Annotated in this window: 22 protein-coding genes; 13 read left to right on the forward strand and 9 right to left on the reverse strand. The window is 71.2% G+C overall.

The window, feature by feature from the left end; translation table 11 throughout:
- Positions 1-54: 54 nt before the first annotated feature.
- Entirely contained in the window at positions 55-876 is an 822-nt protein-coding gene (locus ACFY3L_RS28975) for a UbiA family prenyltransferase (RefSeq protein ID WP_389330664.1), read from the reverse strand.
- 45 nt (positions 877-921) lie between these two features.
- Between ACFY3L_RS28975 and ACFY3L_RS28980 the strand changes: the two genes are divergently transcribed.
- Together ACFY3L_RS28980 and ACFY3L_RS28985 are read left to right on the forward strand one after the other, a co-directional pair.
- A complete protein-coding gene (locus tag ACFY3L_RS28980; protein WP_389330667.1) occupies positions 922-1632 on the forward strand; it encodes a methyltransferase domain-containing protein in 711 nt (236 codons plus the stop codon).
- Positions 1633-1652: 20 nt separating this feature from the next.
- Positions 1653-2669, forward strand: a complete 1017-nt coding sequence (locus ACFY3L_RS28985) for a type III polyketide synthase (RefSeq protein WP_389330670.1) — start codon at positions 1653-1655, stop codon at positions 2667-2669.
- Positions 2670-2713: 44 nt separating this feature from the next.
- On the opposite strand, the gene ACFY3L_RS28990 is transcribed toward ACFY3L_RS28985, so the two are convergent.
- Complete coding sequence (locus tag ACFY3L_RS28990; RefSeq protein ID WP_389330673.1) at positions 2714-3496, reverse strand: hypothetical protein; 783 nt, start codon at positions 3494-3496, stop codon at positions 2714-2716.
- Between the two features lie 366 nt (positions 3497-3862).
- Between ACFY3L_RS28990 and ACFY3L_RS28995 the strand changes: the two genes are divergently transcribed.
- From ACFY3L_RS28995 to ACFY3L_RS29005, 3 genes are read left to right on the forward strand one after another with little or no spacing between them, the layout of a single operon-like run.
- Positions 3863-4348, forward strand: coding sequence for a CarD family transcriptional regulator (locus tag ACFY3L_RS28995; protein WP_033363204.1), 486 nt, complete (start codon positions 3863-3865; stop codon positions 4346-4348).
- Positions 4349-4387: 39 nt separating this feature from the next.
- On the forward strand, positions 4388-5158 hold the full coding sequence (ispD, locus tag ACFY3L_RS29000; RefSeq protein WP_389330676.1) for a 2-C-methyl-D-erythritol 4-phosphate cytidylyltransferase: 771 nt from the start codon (positions 4388-4390) through the stop codon (positions 5156-5158).
- A 4-nt stretch (positions 5159-5162) separates the two neighbouring features.
- Positions 5163-5651 (forward strand): hypothetical protein, encoded by a 489-nt coding sequence (locus tag ACFY3L_RS29005; protein WP_389330679.1) that lies wholly within the window; start codon positions 5163-5165, stop codon positions 5649-5651.
- 68 nt (positions 5652-5719) lie between these two features.
- Here the strand turns inward: ACFY3L_RS29005 and ACFY3L_RS29010 are convergent, their stop codons facing one another.
- Positions 5720-6481, reverse strand: coding sequence for a TVP38/TMEM64 family protein (locus ACFY3L_RS29010; RefSeq protein ID WP_389330682.1), 762 nt, complete (start codon positions 6479-6481; stop codon positions 5720-5722).
- Between the two features lie 110 nt (positions 6482-6591).
- Between ACFY3L_RS29010 and ispF the strand changes: the two genes are divergently transcribed.
- Together ispF and ACFY3L_RS29020 are read left to right on the forward strand one after the other, a co-directional pair.
- A complete protein-coding gene (gene ispF / locus ACFY3L_RS29015) occupies positions 6592-7068 on the forward strand; it encodes a 2-C-methyl-D-erythritol 2,4-cyclodiphosphate synthase (protein WP_389330685.1) in 477 nt (158 codons plus the stop codon).
- Positions 7069-7081: 13 nt separating this feature from the next.
- Positions 7082-7450 carry a PPOX class F420-dependent oxidoreductase gene (locus ACFY3L_RS29020; RefSeq protein ID WP_389331396.1) on the forward strand — a complete coding sequence of 123 codons (369 nt, stop codon included), beginning with the start codon at positions 7082-7084 and terminating at the stop codon, positions 7448-7450.
- A 120-nt stretch (positions 7451-7570) separates the two neighbouring features.
- Here the strand turns inward: ACFY3L_RS29020 and ACFY3L_RS29025 are convergent, their stop codons facing one another.
- Positions 7571-8734 (reverse strand): homogentisate 1,2-dioxygenase, encoded by a 1164-nt coding sequence (locus tag ACFY3L_RS29025; RefSeq protein ID WP_389330688.1) that lies wholly within the window; start codon positions 8732-8734, stop codon positions 7571-7573.
- A gap of 85 nt (positions 8735-8819) precedes the next feature.
- On the opposite strand from ACFY3L_RS29025, the gene ACFY3L_RS29030 reads away from it, so the two are divergent.
- The 4 genes from ACFY3L_RS29030 to ACFY3L_RS29045 all read left to right on the forward strand — a co-directional run bounded on the left by ACFY3L_RS29030 (position 8820) and on the right by ACFY3L_RS29045 (position 13114).
- Positions 8820-9686 carry a hypothetical protein gene (locus ACFY3L_RS29030; RefSeq protein WP_389330691.1) on the forward strand — a complete coding sequence of 289 codons (867 nt, stop codon included), beginning with the start codon at positions 8820-8822 and terminating at the stop codon, positions 9684-9686.
- On the forward strand, positions 9683-10885 hold the full coding sequence (fahA, locus tag ACFY3L_RS29035) for a fumarylacetoacetase (RefSeq protein ID WP_389330694.1): 1203 nt from the start codon (positions 9683-9685) through the stop codon (positions 10883-10885). Before ACFY3L_RS29030 ends, fahA begins: the two co-directional genes overlap by 4 nt.
- 139 nt (positions 10886-11024) lie before the next feature.
- Complete coding sequence (locus ACFY3L_RS29040) at positions 11025-12338, forward strand: PQQ-binding-like beta-propeller repeat protein (RefSeq protein ID WP_389330697.1); 1314 nt, start codon at positions 11025-11027, stop codon at positions 12336-12338.
- Between the two features lie 329 nt (positions 12339-12667).
- Positions 12668-13114, forward strand: a complete 447-nt coding sequence (locus ACFY3L_RS29045; RefSeq protein WP_389330700.1) for a DUF305 domain-containing protein — start codon at positions 12668-12670, stop codon at positions 13112-13114.
- On the opposite strand, the gene hisC is transcribed toward ACFY3L_RS29045, so the two are convergent.
- From hisC to hppD, 4 genes are read right to left on the reverse strand one after another with little or no spacing between them, the layout of a single operon-like run.
- Complete coding sequence (gene hisC / locus ACFY3L_RS29050) at positions 13115-14152, reverse strand: histidinol-phosphate transaminase (protein ID WP_389330703.1); 1038 nt, start codon at positions 14150-14152, stop codon at positions 13115-13117. It lies immediately after the preceding gene.
- Entirely contained in the window at positions 14149-15096 is a 948-nt protein-coding gene (locus ACFY3L_RS29055; RefSeq protein WP_389330706.1) for an RDD family protein, read from the reverse strand. The genes hisC and ACFY3L_RS29055 overlap by 4 nt, the downstream gene beginning before the upstream one ends.
- Positions 15093-15755, reverse strand: coding sequence for an RDD family protein (locus ACFY3L_RS29060; RefSeq protein WP_389330709.1), 663 nt, complete (start codon positions 15753-15755; stop codon positions 15093-15095). The genes ACFY3L_RS29055 and ACFY3L_RS29060 overlap by 4 nt, the downstream gene beginning before the upstream one ends.
- A 10-nt stretch (positions 15756-15765) precedes the next feature.
- Entirely contained in the window at positions 15766-16923 is a 1158-nt protein-coding gene (gene hppD / locus ACFY3L_RS29065; protein ID WP_389330712.1) for a 4-hydroxyphenylpyruvate dioxygenase, read from the reverse strand.
- A gap of 50 nt (positions 16924-16973) precedes the next feature.
- On the opposite strand from hppD, the gene ACFY3L_RS29070 reads away from it, so the two are divergent.
- Positions 16974-17510 carry an Lrp/AsnC family transcriptional regulator gene (locus ACFY3L_RS29070; RefSeq protein WP_389330715.1) on the forward strand — a complete coding sequence of 179 codons (537 nt, stop codon included), beginning with the start codon at positions 16974-16976 and terminating at the stop codon, positions 17508-17510.
- A 61-nt stretch (positions 17511-17571) separates the two neighbouring features.
- On the forward strand, positions 17572-17757 hold the full coding sequence (locus ACFY3L_RS29075) for a hypothetical protein (RefSeq protein ID WP_389330718.1): 186 nt from the start codon (positions 17572-17574) through the stop codon (positions 17755-17757).
- A gap of 38 nt (positions 17758-17795) precedes the next feature.
- Here ACFY3L_RS29075 and ACFY3L_RS29080 read toward each other — a convergent pair whose 3' ends face one another.
- Entirely contained in the window at positions 17796-17951 is a 156-nt protein-coding gene (locus tag ACFY3L_RS29080; protein WP_389330721.1) for a hypothetical protein, read from the reverse strand.
- Positions 17952-18044: the final 93 nt, after the last annotated feature.

Raw genomic sequence — 18044 nt, forward strand, 5'->3', positions numbered from 1 at the left:
TACAGCCTAGATGCCGTTGATCGGCCGATTACGCGCACCCTGACACTGCACCGATCAATCCAGGTTCAGGCCGCTGACCAGCAGGAATATCACATCGATCAACGCCACGGCGATGACCGACAGGAAGGGTACGCGGGAGGTGGGGTCGCGGCGCATGGCGTACACGCCGAAAGACAGCGCGATCAGGGCGACCGCGAGGGTCGGCCAGAACAGCAGCGGAGGCGGCCCCGGCGGCCCGAACGCCAGGAACACGGTGGCGAGCAGCAGCAGCACGGCCGCGGCGGCGAGCGAGCCGCGCCGGCCGAGCAGGTGCGGCAGGCCCCGGACGCCGGTGCGGAGGTCGTCGTCCAGGTCGGGCAGGGTGTTGACGAAGTGCGCGCCCGCACCGAGCAGGCCTCCGGCGAGCAGCAGCCACGCCGGCGGGCGCAGCCCGGCGCCGAGCACGACGAACGCCGGCAGGCACGCGAACGACACCGCATAGGGCAGCACCGATACCGGCGTGGCCTTCAGCGGCCAGTCGTAGAGCAGCGCCGAACAGAGTGCGGCAAAGGCGATGAGTCCGGCGGTGACACCGGACAGCAGGCCCAGCGGCAGCACGAGCAAACCGGCCGCGGCGCCGAGTGAGAAGATCAACCGGCGGGAAACCACCCCGGCGGCGACCGGCTTGTCAGTCCGGCCCACCGAGGCGTCCCGCGGAGCGTCCAGCGCGTCGTTGACCCAACCGATGGAGAGCTGGCTCGCCAGTACCGTCGCAGCCGCGGCGACCACACCCGGCCAGGGTCTTCCGAGTCCGAAGGACAGCAGCGCCGCGACGGCGGTGACCGCCACCGCCGGCTCCGGGTGGCTGGTGCGCATAATCGCGCGAGCAACGGACATTCGGCAAGTGTGGCTGTCAGAGGGGTTCCGTGTCAGGCTCGATCCATGCGATCGACGCGCCGGGCGCGTAACGACCCTGGTCAGTATGACGACCTGGCCGGCGAGTGGTGGCGTCCCGGTTCGCCGCTGTCGATGCTGTACTGGCTGGCCCGGGCCCGCGCCCGGCTGATCCCGCCGGCGGAGCGCGACGGCGCCGTGCTCATCGACCTGGGGTGCGGCGGCGGGCTGCTCGCCCCGCACATCGCCGGTAAGGGCTACCGGCACGTCGGCGTCGACGTGGTCGTGTCCGGGCTGGAGCAGGCCGCGGACCACGGCGTCCTGCCCGTGCTGGCGGACGCGCGGCGGCTGCCTTTCCCCGACGGTACCGCCGACGTGGTGAGCGCGGGTGAACTGCTGGAGCATGTCCCGGACTGGCCGGCCGTGATCGCCGAGGCGTGCCGCGTGCTGCGGCCCGGGGGCTGGCTGGTCCTCGACACGCTCGCCGACACCGCCGTGTCGCGGCTGGTCGCGGTACGGATGGCCGAGGCGTTCATCCCGGCGGTGCGCGGCATCCACGACCCCGCCCTGTTCGTCTCCCCGAAGAAGCTGCGCGCCGAGTGCGCGCGTCACGGCGTGCCACTGGACGTGCGGGGCGTCCGGCCGACGCTGCCCGCGCTCACCCGATGGCTCGTCACCCGCCGCAACGCTGTGCCGATCGTGCCGACGTTCACCACCGCGATCCTCTATCAGGGGCGCGGCAGAAAGGGGACCCAGTGACAGGTGCCGCGATCGCAGGCATGGGTGTGACATTCCCCGGCCCGATGCGCCAGGACGAGGTGTGGACGGGCTTCTTCGAGCGGCACTACAGCGGCCCCCGCAAGGGGTTGGCGAAGCGGATCTTCACCAACTCCGGCGTGGTCAGCCGGCACGGCGCGGTCAATCCGATGATCGAGGACGCGTCGGGCTGGTCGACCGCCAAGCGCATGAGCCGCTACCTGACCGAGGCGCTGCCCCTGGGCAAGGACGCCGTCACGAGCGCGCTCGACGCCGCCGGGCTGCGGCCGGACGAGATCGGGCTGTTCGTGGTGTGCTCCTGCACCGGATACGCCACCCCCGGCCTCGACATCCTCCTCGCCCGCGACCTGGGCATGGCGCCGACGACCCAGCGGCTCTTCATCGGGCACATGGGCTGCTACGCCGCGCTGCCCGGGCTCGGCGCCGCGACCGACTTCGTGGCCGCCCGCGGCCGGCCCGCGGTGCTGCTCTGCCTCGAGCTGACCAGCCTGCACGTCCAGCCGCCCAGCGAGGATCCCCAGCAGATCGTGGCGCACGCGCTGTTCTCGGATGCGGCGGCGGCAGTGGTACTGGTTCCGCGGGCCGGGCAGGAGGTCGCCGAGATCGCCGCCGTGACCGACACCGCGACGGCGGACCACATGACCTGGGACGTCACGGACCTCGGCTTCCGGATGGGGCTGTCGCCGAAGGTGCCCGACGTCCTGGCCGTCTACGTCGCCGACCTGGTCGGTGACCTCCTCGCCAGGCACGGCCTGACCCTCGCCGACGTGGACGGCTGGGCGGTGCACCCGGGCGGCCCGCGCATCCTGGACGTGGTGCGGGACCAGCTCGCGCTGCCGGAGTCCGCGCTGGCCGAGTCCCGCGACACCCTCGCCGAGCACGGCAACTGCTCGTCGCCGACCGTCCTGCTCATCATCGACGCGCTGCGCCGCCGCGCCTCCGGTCCACCGAGGAACACCGTCGCGCTCGCGTTCGGCCCCGGGCTCACGCTGTACGGGACGCTCCTGCGCGGCCTCTGACGTCTGCCCAGTCGGTCAGGCGATCGCGGCTGCCGCTTGTTTGGTCAGGCCGTCGGTGCCGGGGCCGCGGAGGCCAGGTTGCTCAGCTCCGAGTCGAAGCTCGTCGCCGACGTCACGGAGCTGACCGACCTGATCACGGTGCCGTCGGCGGCCACCAGCAGGGCAGCCGTGGTGCGGCTCGCGGCGAGGAACGGCACCGCCGCGCGTATGGAGCTGTTCGGGTCGGCGAGCGCCCGCACCTTCACCTTGTCGTTCAGGCCCGCGGGCAGCGTCGGGACCCGCACCCCGACCACGACGACGGAGGTCGACGGTGCCTTGCTCGCCGCGACCGCGTCGACCGTGCCCGTGATGAGGTCCGCGCAGGTGCAGCCTTCGACGAGCAGCACAACGGCCGGAGTCAGCTCACGCAGCGGCACCGCGACACCCTCGGCGTCGAACAGGCTGTGCCCGGACAGCTTCACCGCGGCGGGCGGTGACGGCGGCGTCACCAGCGGCGTGCCGTTGGGATTTCGCCGCGGCCACGCGACGGCGAACAGACTCACCAACGTCGCGATGACGGCGATCGACATGATCAGCAGCGGCACCGCGAGCCCCGGAGAATCGTCTCCGGCCCGCCGGACCGGCTCGGGCTTCAGATGCAGCCGGCGCCGCCAGCGGCGACGGATTGCGGCACGGCGGAATTGTCGGCGGATCGATGAGCCTTCATCATCGAGCGCGGCCGCATCGTCCGGAATGATGATCGTGCCCCACTCAGGGGGCAGGTCGGGGAGGCCACCACCATCTTGTGGTCGCTCACCACCGCCGTTGTCGCCCCGCAGCGTGCCCATCGCTGTTCTCCTCGCACCTGCCTTAACTTTCCCTCACCCGACGCGTCGGCGCCAGAGGAGCCACCCATCGAGATGTATGGGGAGTTTCCCACGCTCCGCCGCTGGTGGCATCACGGAGAGTGGTGTAGGAACGGCCCCCTGACGCATCTGTACGCACTCGTGGCAATCAATCGGAAATGTCCCGCAGGCAGCGCATTTGCGTGTGCCCAGGGTTGTTGATCCGTTACGCAGCAGGTTCCACGATTCATGTCAAGCGGGAGAAAGGGGACTCACATGTGTTCTGACCTGCGCGAATGCTGCTCTCTGGGGTGGGACGACAGCGCGTGACCGTGTTACCCTAGACACAGCGAAAGGGGTTTCGAACCTATGGTTTTCAGTGTCGGCGAGACCGTTGTCTACCCCCACCACGGGGCCGCACTCATCGAGGCAATCGAGACTCGGGTCGTCAGGGGCGAGGAGAAGCAGTATCTCGTCCTCAGGGTCGCTCAGGGTGACTTGACGGTGCGGGTGCCCGCCGAAAACGCCGAGATCGTCGGCGTGCGCGAGGTGGTTGGCGAGGAAGGCCTGACCAAGGTCTTCGACGTCCTCCGCGCTCCGCACACCGAGGAGCCGACCAACTGGTCGCGGCGTTACAAGGCGAATCTGGAGAAGTTGGCCTCCGGCAATCCGCTCAAGGTCGCAGAGGTCGTTCGTGACCTGTGGCGCCGTGACCGGGAGCGTGGTTTGTCGGCCGGCGAGAAGCGCATGCTGGCCAAGGCGCGGGACATCCTGGTCGGTGAGGTGGCGCTCGCTGAGAAGAGCACCAAGGATGAAGCCGAGACGCTGCTGGACAAGGTGCTGACCGAGGCCTGACATCTCAGCCCGGCTATCACTGAGACCGAGGACCGCGACGTGACGGCGCACCCATGCGTGCGTGGTGACGTCGCGGTCCTCGTGCCTGCTGCGGGCATGGGGGTCCGACTCGGCCCCGGCGCGCCGAAGGCACTGCGGCTCCTGCGAGGGGAGCCGCTGCTCGTCCACGCCGTTCGCCGGGTGGCAGCCGCCCCGAGCGTCGGCTGCATCGTCGTGGCCGCTCCTTCCGACGCCGTCGACGACGTCACCGCGCTGCTCAGTCCACTGGTCGCTCGTACTGTGACCAGTGCGCCAATTGTCGCCAGTGAGACCTGTGGTGCGGCTGAGCACACGCTGGAAGCTTCCAGTGAGTCGCCGCTGCTGCTCGTGGTGCCCGGTGGGGCGACCCGGCAGGCGTCGGTCGCCGCCGCGCTGGCCGCCGTCCCCGCGGAGTTCGGCATCGTGCTCGTCCACGACGCGGCGCGCGCACTGACCCCACCGGAGCTGGTGGAGACGGTCGCCGACGCGGTGCGAGGGGGGCACGGCGCCGTCATACCCGTTCTCCCAGTGGTCGACACCATCAAAGAGGTCGACAATTCCGGCATCGTGGTCGGCACCGTCGACCGCTCGGTGCTCCGCGCCGTGCAGACCCCCCAGGGCTTCCGCCGCGACGTCCTGACCAGCGCCCACGCCGCCGCCGTCGACGAGCACACCGACGACGCCGGCATGGCGGAGAAGATCGGCGTGCCCGTCCACACGGTCCCGGGCTCCGAGGCGGCCATGAAGATCACCCGGCCGTTCGACCTGGCCATCGCCGAGCTGCTGTTCTGACGCTATGCCCCGCCCGCCGGTCTGGCTCGTGGACGTCGACGGGGTCATCAACACCCGCCGCCCGCTCTGGGGCCCCGACCTGCGCCGCGGCGTCGCCCACTCCGACGGCGTCGACTGGCCGATCCGGTGGGCGCCCGCACTCATCGCGAGGATGCGCCGCCTGTACGACGCGGGCCTGGTCGAACTCCGCTGGTGCTCCACCTGGTGCCCGGACGCCGGCGCGCTGGAGCGGCTGTTCGGGCTGCCGGAGCTCGGCCGGGCGCTCAGCCCCGCCGAGCTGGCCGGGGCCTTGTCGACCGACGCCTTGAAGCTCGCCGCCGCCCGCCGCGTCCTCGCCGCCGGCCGCCGCCTGGTGTGGACCGACGACACCGCCGTCCCGGCGACGGCCCTGACCGCCGGCGGCCGCGCCCTGCTGATCCGCCCGCACCCCCGCCGCGGCCTGCGCCCGAGCGACCTGACCGCGATCGAGACCTTCGCCCGCCGCCGGACCTGACTCCGGACAAACGAACCGGCCCCGGGCGGTGGGCGCCGCGGGGCCGGTGCGGAAGACGGAAGTGCGGGTCAGGCGGGGGCCGGGGAGACCGGGGCGGCCGAGACCGGGGCGGCCGAGATCAGAGCGGCCGGGACCGGGGTGACCTGCTTGCGGGGGCGGCGGCGCCACACCAGGTAGGAGGCGATCGAGCCGCCGATGCCCAGGGTCGCGATCGCCACGCCGGCGATGGACATGCCCAGGTGGTCGCCGCGGGCGGTGGCCGAGCCGAGGGCGGCGTAGGCGATGGTGGCGGGCAGGGCGCCGAGGGCGGTGCCGGCGATGAACGCGGACCGGCGCACGCGGGTGGTGCCGAAGACGTAGTTGGCCACGCAGAACGGCACGAACGGGATCATGCGGGAGATGATGACGGCGACGATGCCGCGGTTGGCGACGGCCTGCTCGATGGCGAGGAAGCGGCCGCTCAGGTAGCGGGTCATGAAGTCACGGCCCAGGAGGCGGCCGATCGTGTGGGCGATGACCGAGCCGAGGATCACCCCCGCCAGGATGTACAGGACGCCGCCGGCGAAGCCGAACAGGACGCCGCCGACGCCGGCGAGGAGGGTCCGGGGGACCAGGGCGGTGGTCAGCAGGGCGGTGCCGAAGACGGCGATCGCCGGGCCGAACGGGTGGTCAGGGCCCACGGCATGGGTCAGCGACGATTTGTCCGGGTGGATGATCAGCATCACCACCGACAACGTCGCGACCAGCAGGGCGAGCAGCCCGAAGCGCAAGGCGGCTCCGGTGCGCCACCACTGCCGTGGGGCTTTCGGGGTCGTCTGGTCGCTGCGCACCCGACCTAGCCTAGGCCCGGAACGCCGTGATGCCGAGTCTGATGACGACCCGGCAACCGGAAGTTCACGATTATGCACCGGTCGTCGTACCCTCCCGAAGTGATCCAGAAATGATGTTGATCGGCAACGGGACGGATGTGCACGCGTTCGAGCAGGGGCGCGAGTGCTGGGTCGCGGGGCTCAAGTGGGACGGGGTCGACGGCCTCGCCGGGCACTCCGACGGCGACGTCGCCGCCCACGCGATCTGCGACGCGCTGCTGTCCGCGGCGGGCCTGGGTGATCTCGGGGCGATCTTCGGCACCGGCCGCCCGGAGTGGTCCGGCGCGAAGGGGGTGGCGCTGCTGGCCGAGACCGCGCGGCTGGTCCGCGCGGCGGGCTTTGAGATCGGCAACGTGTCCGTGCAGGTGATCGGCGTCGCGCCCAAGGTCGGCAAGCGCCGCGCCGAGGCGGAGGACACGTTGAAGGCCGCCATCGGGGCGATCGTCCGGTTGTCGGGCACCACCACCGACGGCCTCGGCTTCACCGGCCGGGGTGAGGGCCTCGCCGCCACGGCCGTAGCGCTGATCTATCCGGTACCGAAGGAGTGAACACGTGAACGAGATGCTGCGCGAGCTGCTCGACCGCCGGGCGTTCCTGGTGCTCAGCACGATCAACCCGGACGGCGCCCCGCAGTCCAGTGTGATCTGGGCCAAGCACGACGGCGGCGACGTCGTCTTCTCGACGATCCGCGGCCGCCGCAAGACCCGCAACATGGAGCGCGACCCGCGGGTGTCGATCTGCGTGTACGACCCCGCCAACCCGTACCGCCACGTCGAGCTCCGCGGCACCGTCGCCATCACGGAGGAGGGCGGGCCGGAGCTGATCGACGAGCTGAGCCGCGCGTACGACGGCAAACCCTGGATCGAGAAGGTCCCGGGCGTGACGAGGGTGGTCTGCCGGGTGACCGCCACCCGGGTCGTGGAGCACTGACCAAGAAACTCGCACCCAACCGCCGCCGCCCCGCTGCCGTCCACGTTGGACGGCGCGGGCGTGGATCTCCGGTCGGTGCGGCCGACGGCCGGCGGCGACCGGATCCAGTGGGACTGCGGGTCAGGCGGTGCGGGCCCAGGTCCAGGCGTAGGCGGTGTCTTCGACGGACAGGGCGGGCTCGCACAGGTCAAGTGGGCGGAAGGTGTCGACCATGACCGCCAGCTCGTCGAACGCCTCCACGCCGAGGGACCGCTCGACCGCGCCCGGCTGCGGGCCGTGGGTGAAGCCGCTGGGGTGCAGCGAGATCGAGCCCTGGACGATGCCCGACCCGCGGCGCGCCTCGTAGTTGCCGCCCGTATAGAAGAGAACCTCGTCGGAGTCGACGTTGTGGTGGTTGTACGGCACGGGGATGGACAGCGGGTGGTAGTCGACCTTGCGTGGCACGAACGAGCAGATGACGAAGTTCGGGCCCTCGAAGGTCTGGTGTACGGGCGGCGGCTGGTGCAGCCGGCCGGTGATCGGCTCGAAGTCGTGGATCGAGAAGGCCCACGGGTAGAGGCAGCCGTCCCAGCCGGCGACGTCGAACGGGTGGTGCGCGTACACGTGCTCGGTCCACCCGCGCCGGTGCTGGACGAGGACCGGCACCTCGGTGCCCTCCACCAGCAGGGGTGAGGTGGGCGCGCGGAGGTCGCGCTCACAGTACGGCGCGTGCTCCAGGAACTGGCCGCGCTGGGACAGGTAGCGCTTGGGCGGCCCGATGTGCCCGGACGCCTCGATCACCAGCAGCCGGACCTCGTCGGAGACCGGCACGAGCCGGTGGATCACCGACGTCGGGATGATCGCGTAGTCGCCCTCGTTCAGCGACAGCGCGCCGAACACCGACTCGACCAGCATCGAGCCGGACTCGACGTACAGGCACTCGTCGCCGATCGCGTTGCGGTACAGCGGGGACGGCGCCGTCGCGATCGCGTACGACAGCCGCACGTCGTCGTTGGCCAGCAGGTGCTGCCGGCCCAGGACCGCGTCCGAGGGCCCGCCGCCGATCTTGTGCGTCTGGAAGTGGCGCGGCTTGAGCGGCAGGTTCGGCGCGCGCGTCGTCGCGAACGGCGTCACCGCGGTGGCCGATAGAATAGCCGTCGGTCGATGTGTGTGGTACAGCAGGGAAGAATCGCTCGAAAAACCCTCCTGGCCCATCAGCTCTTCCGCGAACAGCGAGCCGTCCGGCTGGCGAAACTGGGTGTGTCGCTTCGGTGGAACCTCGCCCACGCGACGGTAGTACGGCATCCGCTGCCTCCCGGAAGAAATGGAACCCGTCCGGATAGCGGACGAAGTTGTCCGCCCTGTATAGCGTCCATTAGATTCGGAAGCCGTGTCAAACGCAGTACCGCCTCTGCTGACCGCCCTGGTCGACGACGCCGCCGTCTTCCCGCCGGGGAGTATGCCGCTGCCCGACGCCGTCCCGGCCCACCTCCGCCACCGCGCCGGGCGCTGGGCGGCGATGATCGGCCCGCTGCTGGTCCCCGCCACCGACCTGCCCGAGATCGCCGCGACCGTCGACATCGGCGTCGTCGGCGAGCCTGCCGCCGTGGAGCAGGCCCTCGCGGCGGTCCCCGGCAACCTCACCGTCCGGCAGGTCGAGTCGCCCGTCGCCAAGCGCGGCGAGGACCCCGCCCCCGGCATCGACCGGCTCGCCGGCCTGGTCCGCAAGCACGCCGAGAAGCCGTGGACCTGGTACTTCGAGGTGCCGCTCGCCTGGGGCCTGATGCTGGCGCTCGACCAGCTGGCCAGGCTGCGGGACGGCGGGCTGCCGGTCGCCGCGAAGTTCCGCACCGGAGGGCTCGCCGCCGAGCTGTTCCCGACGCCGGTCGAGCTCGCCGCCGTGATCTGCGCGTGCCGGGACCGGGAGCTGCCGTTCAAGCTGACCGCCGGCCTGCACCACGCCGTGCGGCACACCGACCCCGACACGGGCCTGGTCCACCACGGCTTCCTCAACGTGCTCGCCGCGTGCCTGGCCGCGGACGCCGGCGCCGAGCCCACCGACCTGGCCGGCATCCTCGCCGACACCGACGGGATCCCCCTCGCGACGCCCGTCCGCGACGCGCTGGACCGGCCGCGCCCGCTGTGGGTCGGCTTCGGCAGCTGCAGCGTCGACGAGCCCGTCACCGACCTGACCAACCTGGGCCTCCTCCCCCGGAGGCCCGCCGAGAGCGAGACGCCCGGAAAGGTGCGCGCGTGACCGCCTGGATCCAGCCCGCCGCCGACGACCCCTTCGGCCTGCACAACCTGCCGCTGTGCGCCACCCGTGACGGCTGGGTCGGCGTCCGCGCCGGCGACCTCGTCCTCAACCTCGCCGCCGCCGAGGAGGCGGGCCTGGTCGACGCCGGCGGCGCGTTCACCGGCGCGGCGAACCTGAACCGCTTCCTCGCCGCCGGCCGCCCCACCTGGAAGCGGGTCCGCGCCCAGCTCACCGACCTCTTCACGGGCCTGCCCGCGAGCGTCGGCAGGACCACGATCGAGCAGCACCTGCACCCGGTGGACGGCCTCGCGCTCGCGCTGCCGTTCGAGGTCGCGGACTACGTCGACTTCTACTCCTCCGAGCAGCACGCCAACAACCTCAGCGCGATCTTCCGCCCGGACTCGCCGTCGCTGCTGCCCAACTGGAAGTCGCTGCCCATCGGGTACCACGGGCGCGCCGGCACCGTCGTCGTCTCCGGCACCGACATCCCGCGCCCCGACGGGCAGCGCAAGGCGCCCGACGAGGACCGCCCCACCTACGGCCCGTCCCGGCGGCTCGACGTCGAGGCCGAGCTCGGGTTCGTCGTGGGCGTGCCGTCCAAGGGCGCGATCGCCGTCGACGACTTCCGCGAGCACGTGTTCGGCGCCGTGCTGGTCAACGACTGGTCCGCCCGCGACATCCAGGCGTGGGAGTACCAGCCGCTCGGCCCCTTCCTGGGCAAGTCCTTCGCCACGTCGGTGTCGCCGTGGGTGGTGCCGCTGGACGCGCTCGAGCCCGCCAAGGTGGCCGCCGTGGTCCAGGACCCGCCCGTCCTGCACTACCTCGAGGAGTCGGAGCGCTACTCGTACGACATCCGCTGCGAGATCCGGTGGAACGGGACGCTCGTGTCGCAGCCGCCGTATGCCGGGATCTACTGGACGCCCGCGCAGCAGCTCGCCCACCTCACCGCCAACGGCGCCTGGGCGCGCACCGGCGACCTCTACGCGTCGGGCACCATCTCCGGCGACATGCCCGAGCAGACCGGCTCGTTCATCGAACGTACGTGGAACGGCACACATCCGGTCCGGCTCGACGACGGCACGACCCGTAGCTTTCTGCTGGATGGCGACACGGTCACGATTTCCGCCACCGGGTGGTGCGGGGGTGGGGCTGTGGTTGGCTTTGGTGAAGTGACCGGCACGGTGGTGACGCGGGTGTGAGAAGCCCGGCGATCGACGGTCACCGTGAGCAGATTGCGACGATCGCCGGGTATGGTGCCCCGCGGAGGTGGTTATGGGGACCGGTGGTGCTGGGCGTCTCTCCGTGCGCCCGCGGACTTGGCCCCGGTCGTTGCGCCGGGTGCTCACCGCACTCCTCGCGCTCGTGGTCATCGCGGCGATGGGCGTCACCGCCTACCGCACCCTCAAGCCCGCCGAGACGGTCAGCAGCGCCAAGAAGCCGGTGCCGTCGCCCGAGCCGGTCGAGGCCATCCAGTACGCCGAGCTGCCCTCCGCCCCGCTGATCGTCGAGGGCCGGCTGCGCGTCTACACCGAGCAGCGCCGGGTGTTCGCCGACACGCCCGTGACCGCGCAGCGGCTGATGACGCCGCACTGGGCGTACCGGCGCTGGCCCGCGGAGGTCGTCTCGGTCGTCGCCGTCGAGAAGCCCGCCAGCGGCGTCGGCATGTCCGTGGTCGTCACCAAGTGGTCCGACGGTGAGATCGTCGCCCTCGACGCCGAGAAGGGCGACATCGTCTGGCAGGTGCGCATCGACCCCGCCGACGGCGAGACGTTCAAGGGCCGCCGCACCGGCGCGAAGACGGTGTACGCCCCGGAGGACCTCTTCGTCACCACCTCGGCGCTGGACCACCAGCAGGTCGTCATCGCCACCGGCAAGGACGTCGTGCAGGCCATCGACCCGGTCGACGGCAAGATCCGCTGGACCCACTCCTTCGCCGCCACGCCGGGCTGCCACGCCGTCGACTGGACCAGCCTCGACGCCTACTTCGTGAAGGACACCTGCGCCAAGCCCGCCACCCTCGAGGTGTACGACGCCGGCACCGGCGCCCTCCTCACCACCTGGCGCCCGCCGGGCGCGTCGATCGGCCCCGACAACGTCACCAACTGGTACCTGGAGCCGACGTCCTGCGAGCTCGGCCGCTCGGGCTGCGCCCTGTTCAAGGCCGCCCCGACCGGCGACGTGGTCAGCTTCGCCGACGCGGCCTCCGGGGTCGGCAGCATCACCCCGACGTACTGGTCGCTCGGCGCCGACCACGTCATCAAGCCGGAGTCCGTGCCCGACAAGGACAAGGTCGTCGTGGTCGGCGACGTCCTGGCCGAGCAGGTCGTGGGCGGCTACATCTGGGCCTTCTCCCGCACGACCGGCCAGCGCCTGTGGATGTCGGAGGTCGCCGGCACCCTGATCGGCGCCGACCAGCGCAACGTCTACCTGATCAACCGCGACTACCAGCTCCTGGTGCTGAACCTCGTCACCGGCGCCGTCACGTCGAGCACCGAGCTGCGGATCCGGCCGGAGGACAGGTTCGTGTTCAGCGAGCTGTACCTGCACGGCGGCTACCTCGTGGTGGAGCGCCTGCACACCACCAACGCGTCGGAGATCGACGACCGGTACTACTTCAGCATGAACACCGTCGTCCTGGTCGGCATCGGCTGATGCCTCCCGCAGCGTCGGGTGGCGCTCCCGCGTCGGGCGGCGGCTTCGCGGCGGGTGGCGCTCCTGCGTCGGGCGGCTTCGCGTCAGGTGGCGGTCGTGCGTCCGGCGGCTTCGCGGCGGGTGGCGGTCGTGCGTCCGGCGACTCTGCTCGGGGTGGCGGTCGTGCTCGTGGCGGTGGCCTTGCCGCGGCCGTCGCGCTAGTCGCGGCGCTGCTGGCCGGCTGCTCTCCCGGCTCCGGCTCCAGCTCCCATGATCACGATGCCACGCCGAGGGCGACGGCTTCGGCCGGTGTGTCGCCGTCGGTCTCGGCGATCTTCAACGCGACCGACGTGCAGTTCGCGACGGACATGATCCCGCACCACCAGCAGGCCGTCGACATGGCCGACCTGGCCGCCACCCGCGCCTCGAACGCCGGCGTGAAGGCCCTCGCCGCGAAGATCCGCAAGGCCCAGGAGCCCGAGATCGCCACCATGTCCGCCTGGCTCCGCTCGTGGGGCGAGCCGGTCCCGGGCCCGATGCATCACGAAACGGGCGACATGGGCGGCATGCCCGGCATGCTCACCGACACCGAGCTGCGCCAACTGGCCGCCGCCACCGGAGCAGCGTTCGACACCAAGTTTCTGACCCTCATGATCAAGCACCACGAGGGTGCCGTCGAGACGGCCAGGACCGCTCAGGAGCAGGGCTCGGCGGTCAAACAGCTCGCCGGCGAGATCGTGACGAGCCAGACCGCCGAGCTCACCGAGATGAAGGCGCTGCTCGACAAGCTGCCCTGATCAGAGGCAGTCGAGGAAGGCGTCGTTCTCGCCGGGGGAGCTGATCGTGACGCGGACGCCGTCGCCGGCGAAGGCGCGGACGATCACGCCGGACTCCTCGCACTTGGCGGCGAAGTCCAGGGCGGCGTCGCCCAGGGGCAGCCAGAAGAAGTTCGCCTGGGTGTCGGGGACGTCCGGGTACACCTTGCGGACGGCGGTGACGACCCGCTCGCGCTCGGCGGTGATCAGGTCGACCCGGCGCTGCATCTCGTCGGCGGACTGCAGGGCGGCCAGGGCCGCGGCCTGGGCCGTCGCCGAGGTGGAGAACGGCGTGATGACCTTGCGCACGGCCGCGGCGACGTCGGGTGAGCCGATCAGGTAGCCGACGCGCAGGCCGGCCAGGCCCCACGCCTTCGAGAGGGTGCGCAGGACGACGACGTTGGGGCGGTCGCCGTACTCGGCCAGGCCGTCGGGCACCTCGGGGTCGGTGACGAACTCGCGGTACGCCTCGTCCAAGGCGACCAGCACCGTCGGCGGTACAGCATCCAAGAACGCGTCCAGAGCGGCCTTGCCGGCGGCGGTCCCGGTCGGGTTGTTCGGGTTGCAGACGATCACCAGGCGGGTCTTGTCGGTGATCGCGGCGGCCATCGCCGGCAGGTCGTGCTCGTGCGCGGCGGTGTTCGGCACGCGGACGCTGGTCGCGGCGGACGCGGCGGCGATGATCGGGTACGCCTCGAACGAACGCCAGGCGTAGACGGCCTCGTCGCCCGGCAGGCAGGTGGCGCGGAAGAGGTGCTCGAAGAGGGCGACGGAGCCGCAGCCGGTGGCGATGCGGTCCGGGTCGACGCCGAGCCGGTCGCTGAGCGTGGCGCGCAGCGCGGTGGCGCCCGGGTCCGGGTACCGGTGGGCGCCGGTGATCGCCGCCGTGACCGCGTCGACGACGCCGGGCAGCGGGCCGTACGGGACCTCGTTGCTCGCCAGTTTGATCGCGCCGGGCACGGTGCGGCCGGCGACGTAGGCGGGCAGGGCGTCGAGGTCGGGGCGCGTGAGGCGGGTCATGAAGGATCTCCACTGGGTTCTGAAGAAGGCTGCGGAACGTCCCGCACCACGACGGTGCCGGCCGAACGGTCGTGGAAGGCCCGGTGCAGCGGCCAGTCGATCACCGGCGACAGGCTGTCGAGGAACTGCAGCACGAACCCGACGCCGCAGGTCCACAGCAGCACCGACAGGCCCAGCGGGTTCCACCGGCGGATGGCGCGGCCGTAGCCGATGCGCTCCTCGCTCTCCAGCCGCATGACCTTGATCTTCAGCAGGCGCTTGCCGAGGGTCTGGCCGGTATTGGCGATCGCCGGCACCTCGTAGGCGAACCACAGGGCCGCGATGAGGATGAGGATCACCACCTGCAGCGAGCTGGCACGGTCCGGCGGCACGACGTCACTGGGCGACTCGTTGGCCAGGAAGCGGTCGTACGACTCCTGGAACACCGGCATCATCTCGCGCAGGTACTGGTAGATGAACCAGCCGGTGACCACGGCGTTGATCAGCAGCAGCGCGGCGATGTCGACGAGCCGAGCGAGCAGCCGCGCCCCGAGACCGGCGACCTGGCGGCCGTGCGGCCTGGCCGCCGCCGGGTTGAGGCCGGCCAGGGCCTGCGGCGGGAGCAGCACCTGGACGGCGCCGGTCGGGTACCCACCGGGCGGGAGGGTGCCCTGCGGCTGGACGCCGGGTGGCAGGGGCGCACCCGGCGGCAGCACGATGGAGCCCGGCGGCAGCTGGCCGGGCGGGAAGCCGCCGGGTGGCACGGGCGTGCCGGGCGGCAGGATCACCGCGCCCATCTGCGGGACGGGCTGCGGTGGCGGTTCGACGGGCGGTGGAGCGACGGCTGGCGGCCCCGCCGGCGCGACCGCATCGGCCGGGATGGCGTCGCCGATCCAGCCTTCACCGTCCCAGTACCGCTGGACGGCCGAGTCGACGGGGTCCTTATACCAACCTGGAGCTGTCACCTGTTGACCTTTACCACAACCGTCGTCGCGACCTTGTCGTGCAGGCACTGCTGGTATGGCTTGTCCCACAGCTGCCAGAGGCCGTCGATCCAGGAGAAGAACGGGACGAAGATCGCCACCACGTGCTGCATCAGCCAGCGCTTGGCGGCCACCCCGCGGGTGATCGGCGCCGACGGGTTGTCGAGCCGGATGAGCGTCAGACCGAGCGCCCGCTTCCCCAGTGTGACACCGCGCCGGGACGGGAACAGCTCGACGTAGTACACGTAGCTGAGGGCGAACAGCACGACGAAGAGGGCGACGTAGATCAGGATGATCGGCCCGATGAACATCCCGGCGTTGGGGGAGCTGGTGATCTGGCCGGTGACGGGGTCGGTCTCGATCTGCGACGCCTGCGACTCGGCCCAGGCGACGATCCCGATGATCGCCGGGATCATCACGATCATCGACAGGAAGCTGAAGACGATCCCGTCGATGAGGTATGCGCCGAGCCGCGCGCCGAATCCGGCGAGCGGCTGGCCGGTCGGCGCCACGGGCACCGGCGGAGGCCCGTAGTAGGCCTGCGCCGGTACACCGTATGCGCCCTGCGGGTATTGGTTGTGCTGTGGATGCTGAGGGCCCTGGGGGTATGGGTTGTGCTGCGGAGGCTGAGGGTATGTCACCCCGACAGTGTTACAGGTTCCCGCGACGTTCCTGTTCCCTCTCGATGGCCTCGAAGAGCGCCTTGAAGTTGCCCTTGCCGAAGCCGAGCGATCCGTGCCGCTCGATCAGCTCGAAGAACACCGTCGGGCGGTCCTGCACCGGCTTGGTGAAGATCTGCAGCAGGTACCCGTCCTCGTCGCGGTCCACGAGGATGCCGCGCGCCTTGAGGTCCTCGATCGGCACCCGCACCCGGCCGATCCGCGCCCGCAGCTCCGGGTCGTCGTAGTACGAGTCCGGCGTCGCCAGGAACTCCACCCCGGCCGCCCGCATCAGGTCGACGGTCCGCAGGATGTCCCCGGTCGCCAGCGCGATGTGCTGCGCGCCCGGCCCGCCGTAGAACTCCAGGTACTCGTCGATCTGCGACTTCTTGCGCGACACCGCGGGCTCGTTGAGCGGGAACTTGACCTTGCGGGTGCCGCTGGCGACGACCTTGCTCATCAGCGCCGAGTACTCCGTCGCGATGTCGTCACCGACGAACTCCGCCATGTTGATGAAGCCCATGACCCGGTTGTAGAACTCGACCCACTCGTCCATCTTGCCGAGCTCGACGTTGCCGACCACGTGGTCGACCGCCTGGAAGAACCGCTTCGCCGGCGGCGGCACGATCGGCTGCTTCGCCACGAACCCCGGTCGCCATGGCCCGCTGTACCGGGAGCGGTCGATCAACGAGTGGCGGGTCTCGCCGTACGCCGCGATCGCCGCGACCCTGACGGTCCCGTGCTCGTCCGTCTCGTCGTGCGGCGCTTCGAGCCCGGTCGCGCCGTTGCGCAGCGCGTGCGCGTAGGCGGCGTCGACGTCCGGCACCTCCAGCGCGATGTCGGCGATCCCGTCGCCGTGCCGCTCGTAGTGCTGCGTCGCCGCCGCCTGCCGGTGCACCCCGCCCGCCAGCACGAACACCGCCGAGCCGGACCGCAGCACGTACTCCGCGTGGTCCCGATACCCCTGCTCAGGCCCCCGGTACGCGACCAGGGTCATCCCGAACGCGGTCGAATAGAAGTGCGCGGCCTGCCGCGCGTTGCCGACGTAGAACAGCACGTGATCGAGCCCCGTCAGCGGGAACGGATCATGCGACACATCGCGCTCGACAGCGCCGATGAGCTCGTTGATGTCTTCGACAGCCTGGGTCATTCGCCAAGCCTCGGACTCGCGCGGCGACTGTGCAAGGAACGCTATTCTGCATGGTCAGGTTGCTCATTTTGCCGCTTGTTTCGGGGGTACTGGTGGACAAGTTGCCCAGTCCGATCGACACGCTGGACGCCAGGCTGATCGCGCTGCTCGCCCTGGAGCCCCGCATCGGTGTGCTGGAGTGCTCCCGCCGCCTGCAGGTCGCCCGCGGCACGGTCCAGGCCAGGCTCGACCGCCTCACCGACCGCGGCGTCATCCGCGGCTACGGCCCCGACATCGACCCCGCCGCCCTGGGCTACGGCGTGACCGCCTTCGTCACCCTCGAGATCCGCCAGCGCTTCGGCCACGACCCGGTCGCCGCCCACCTCGCGGAGATCCCCGAGGTCCTGGAGGCCCACACCATCACCGGCTCAGGCGACCTCATGTGCCGCATCGTCGCCCGCTCCAACAGCGACCTCCAGCGCGTCATCGACCGCGTCATGGGCTACGACGGCATCGTCCGCTCCTCCACGATCATCGCCCTCGCCGAACAGATCCCCCACCGCACCCTGCCCCTGGTCCACGCCGCCGCCCGCCCCATCGCAGGGTGACTCCATCCAGCCGCGGCGGCGCCCCTTGCGGCCGCCCATCTCGAGCAATAGGAGCACGACCATGCACGACGATCTCGACCACGCCCAGATCACCGCCGACCAGGAGTTCGCCCGCGCGTTCGCGGCAGGCGAGGTCGAGCTTGTCTACGACGACTCGGCTCCGGTGCCGGAGCTGCCACCAGTCGGCTCGCCGGTCACGCTCGTCAGGCCGGTCCGGTCACCGCACGAGGCCGATGCCCCGCGGTGAAGCAGCGCGCCGACCAGACGGGACCACGCCGTCGACGCTCATCCGGCCCCGGATGGGTCCGGTTCGCGTGCGTCGTCCGGCGAGGCGGAGGCGCTGACCCATGCCTCGGTCCGGGCCCGCTCCGCGGCGAGGGCGTCGCTGTCACCGTCATCGAGCTCGGCGCAGATCTCTTCCCAGTCGTGGAACTCGGTCATGAGGCATCTCCCCTCTACGTTCGAACGCCAGCCAACTCTCGTCGGTGACCTCGGCGCAACGCAGAAGCCCCCGCCCTTGGTGCTGGGGCGGGG

The organism is Dactylosporangium sp. NPDC000521, from assembly GCF_042898305.1.
GTDB lineage: Bacteria > Actinomycetota > Actinomycetes > Mycobacteriales > Micromonosporaceae > Dactylosporangium.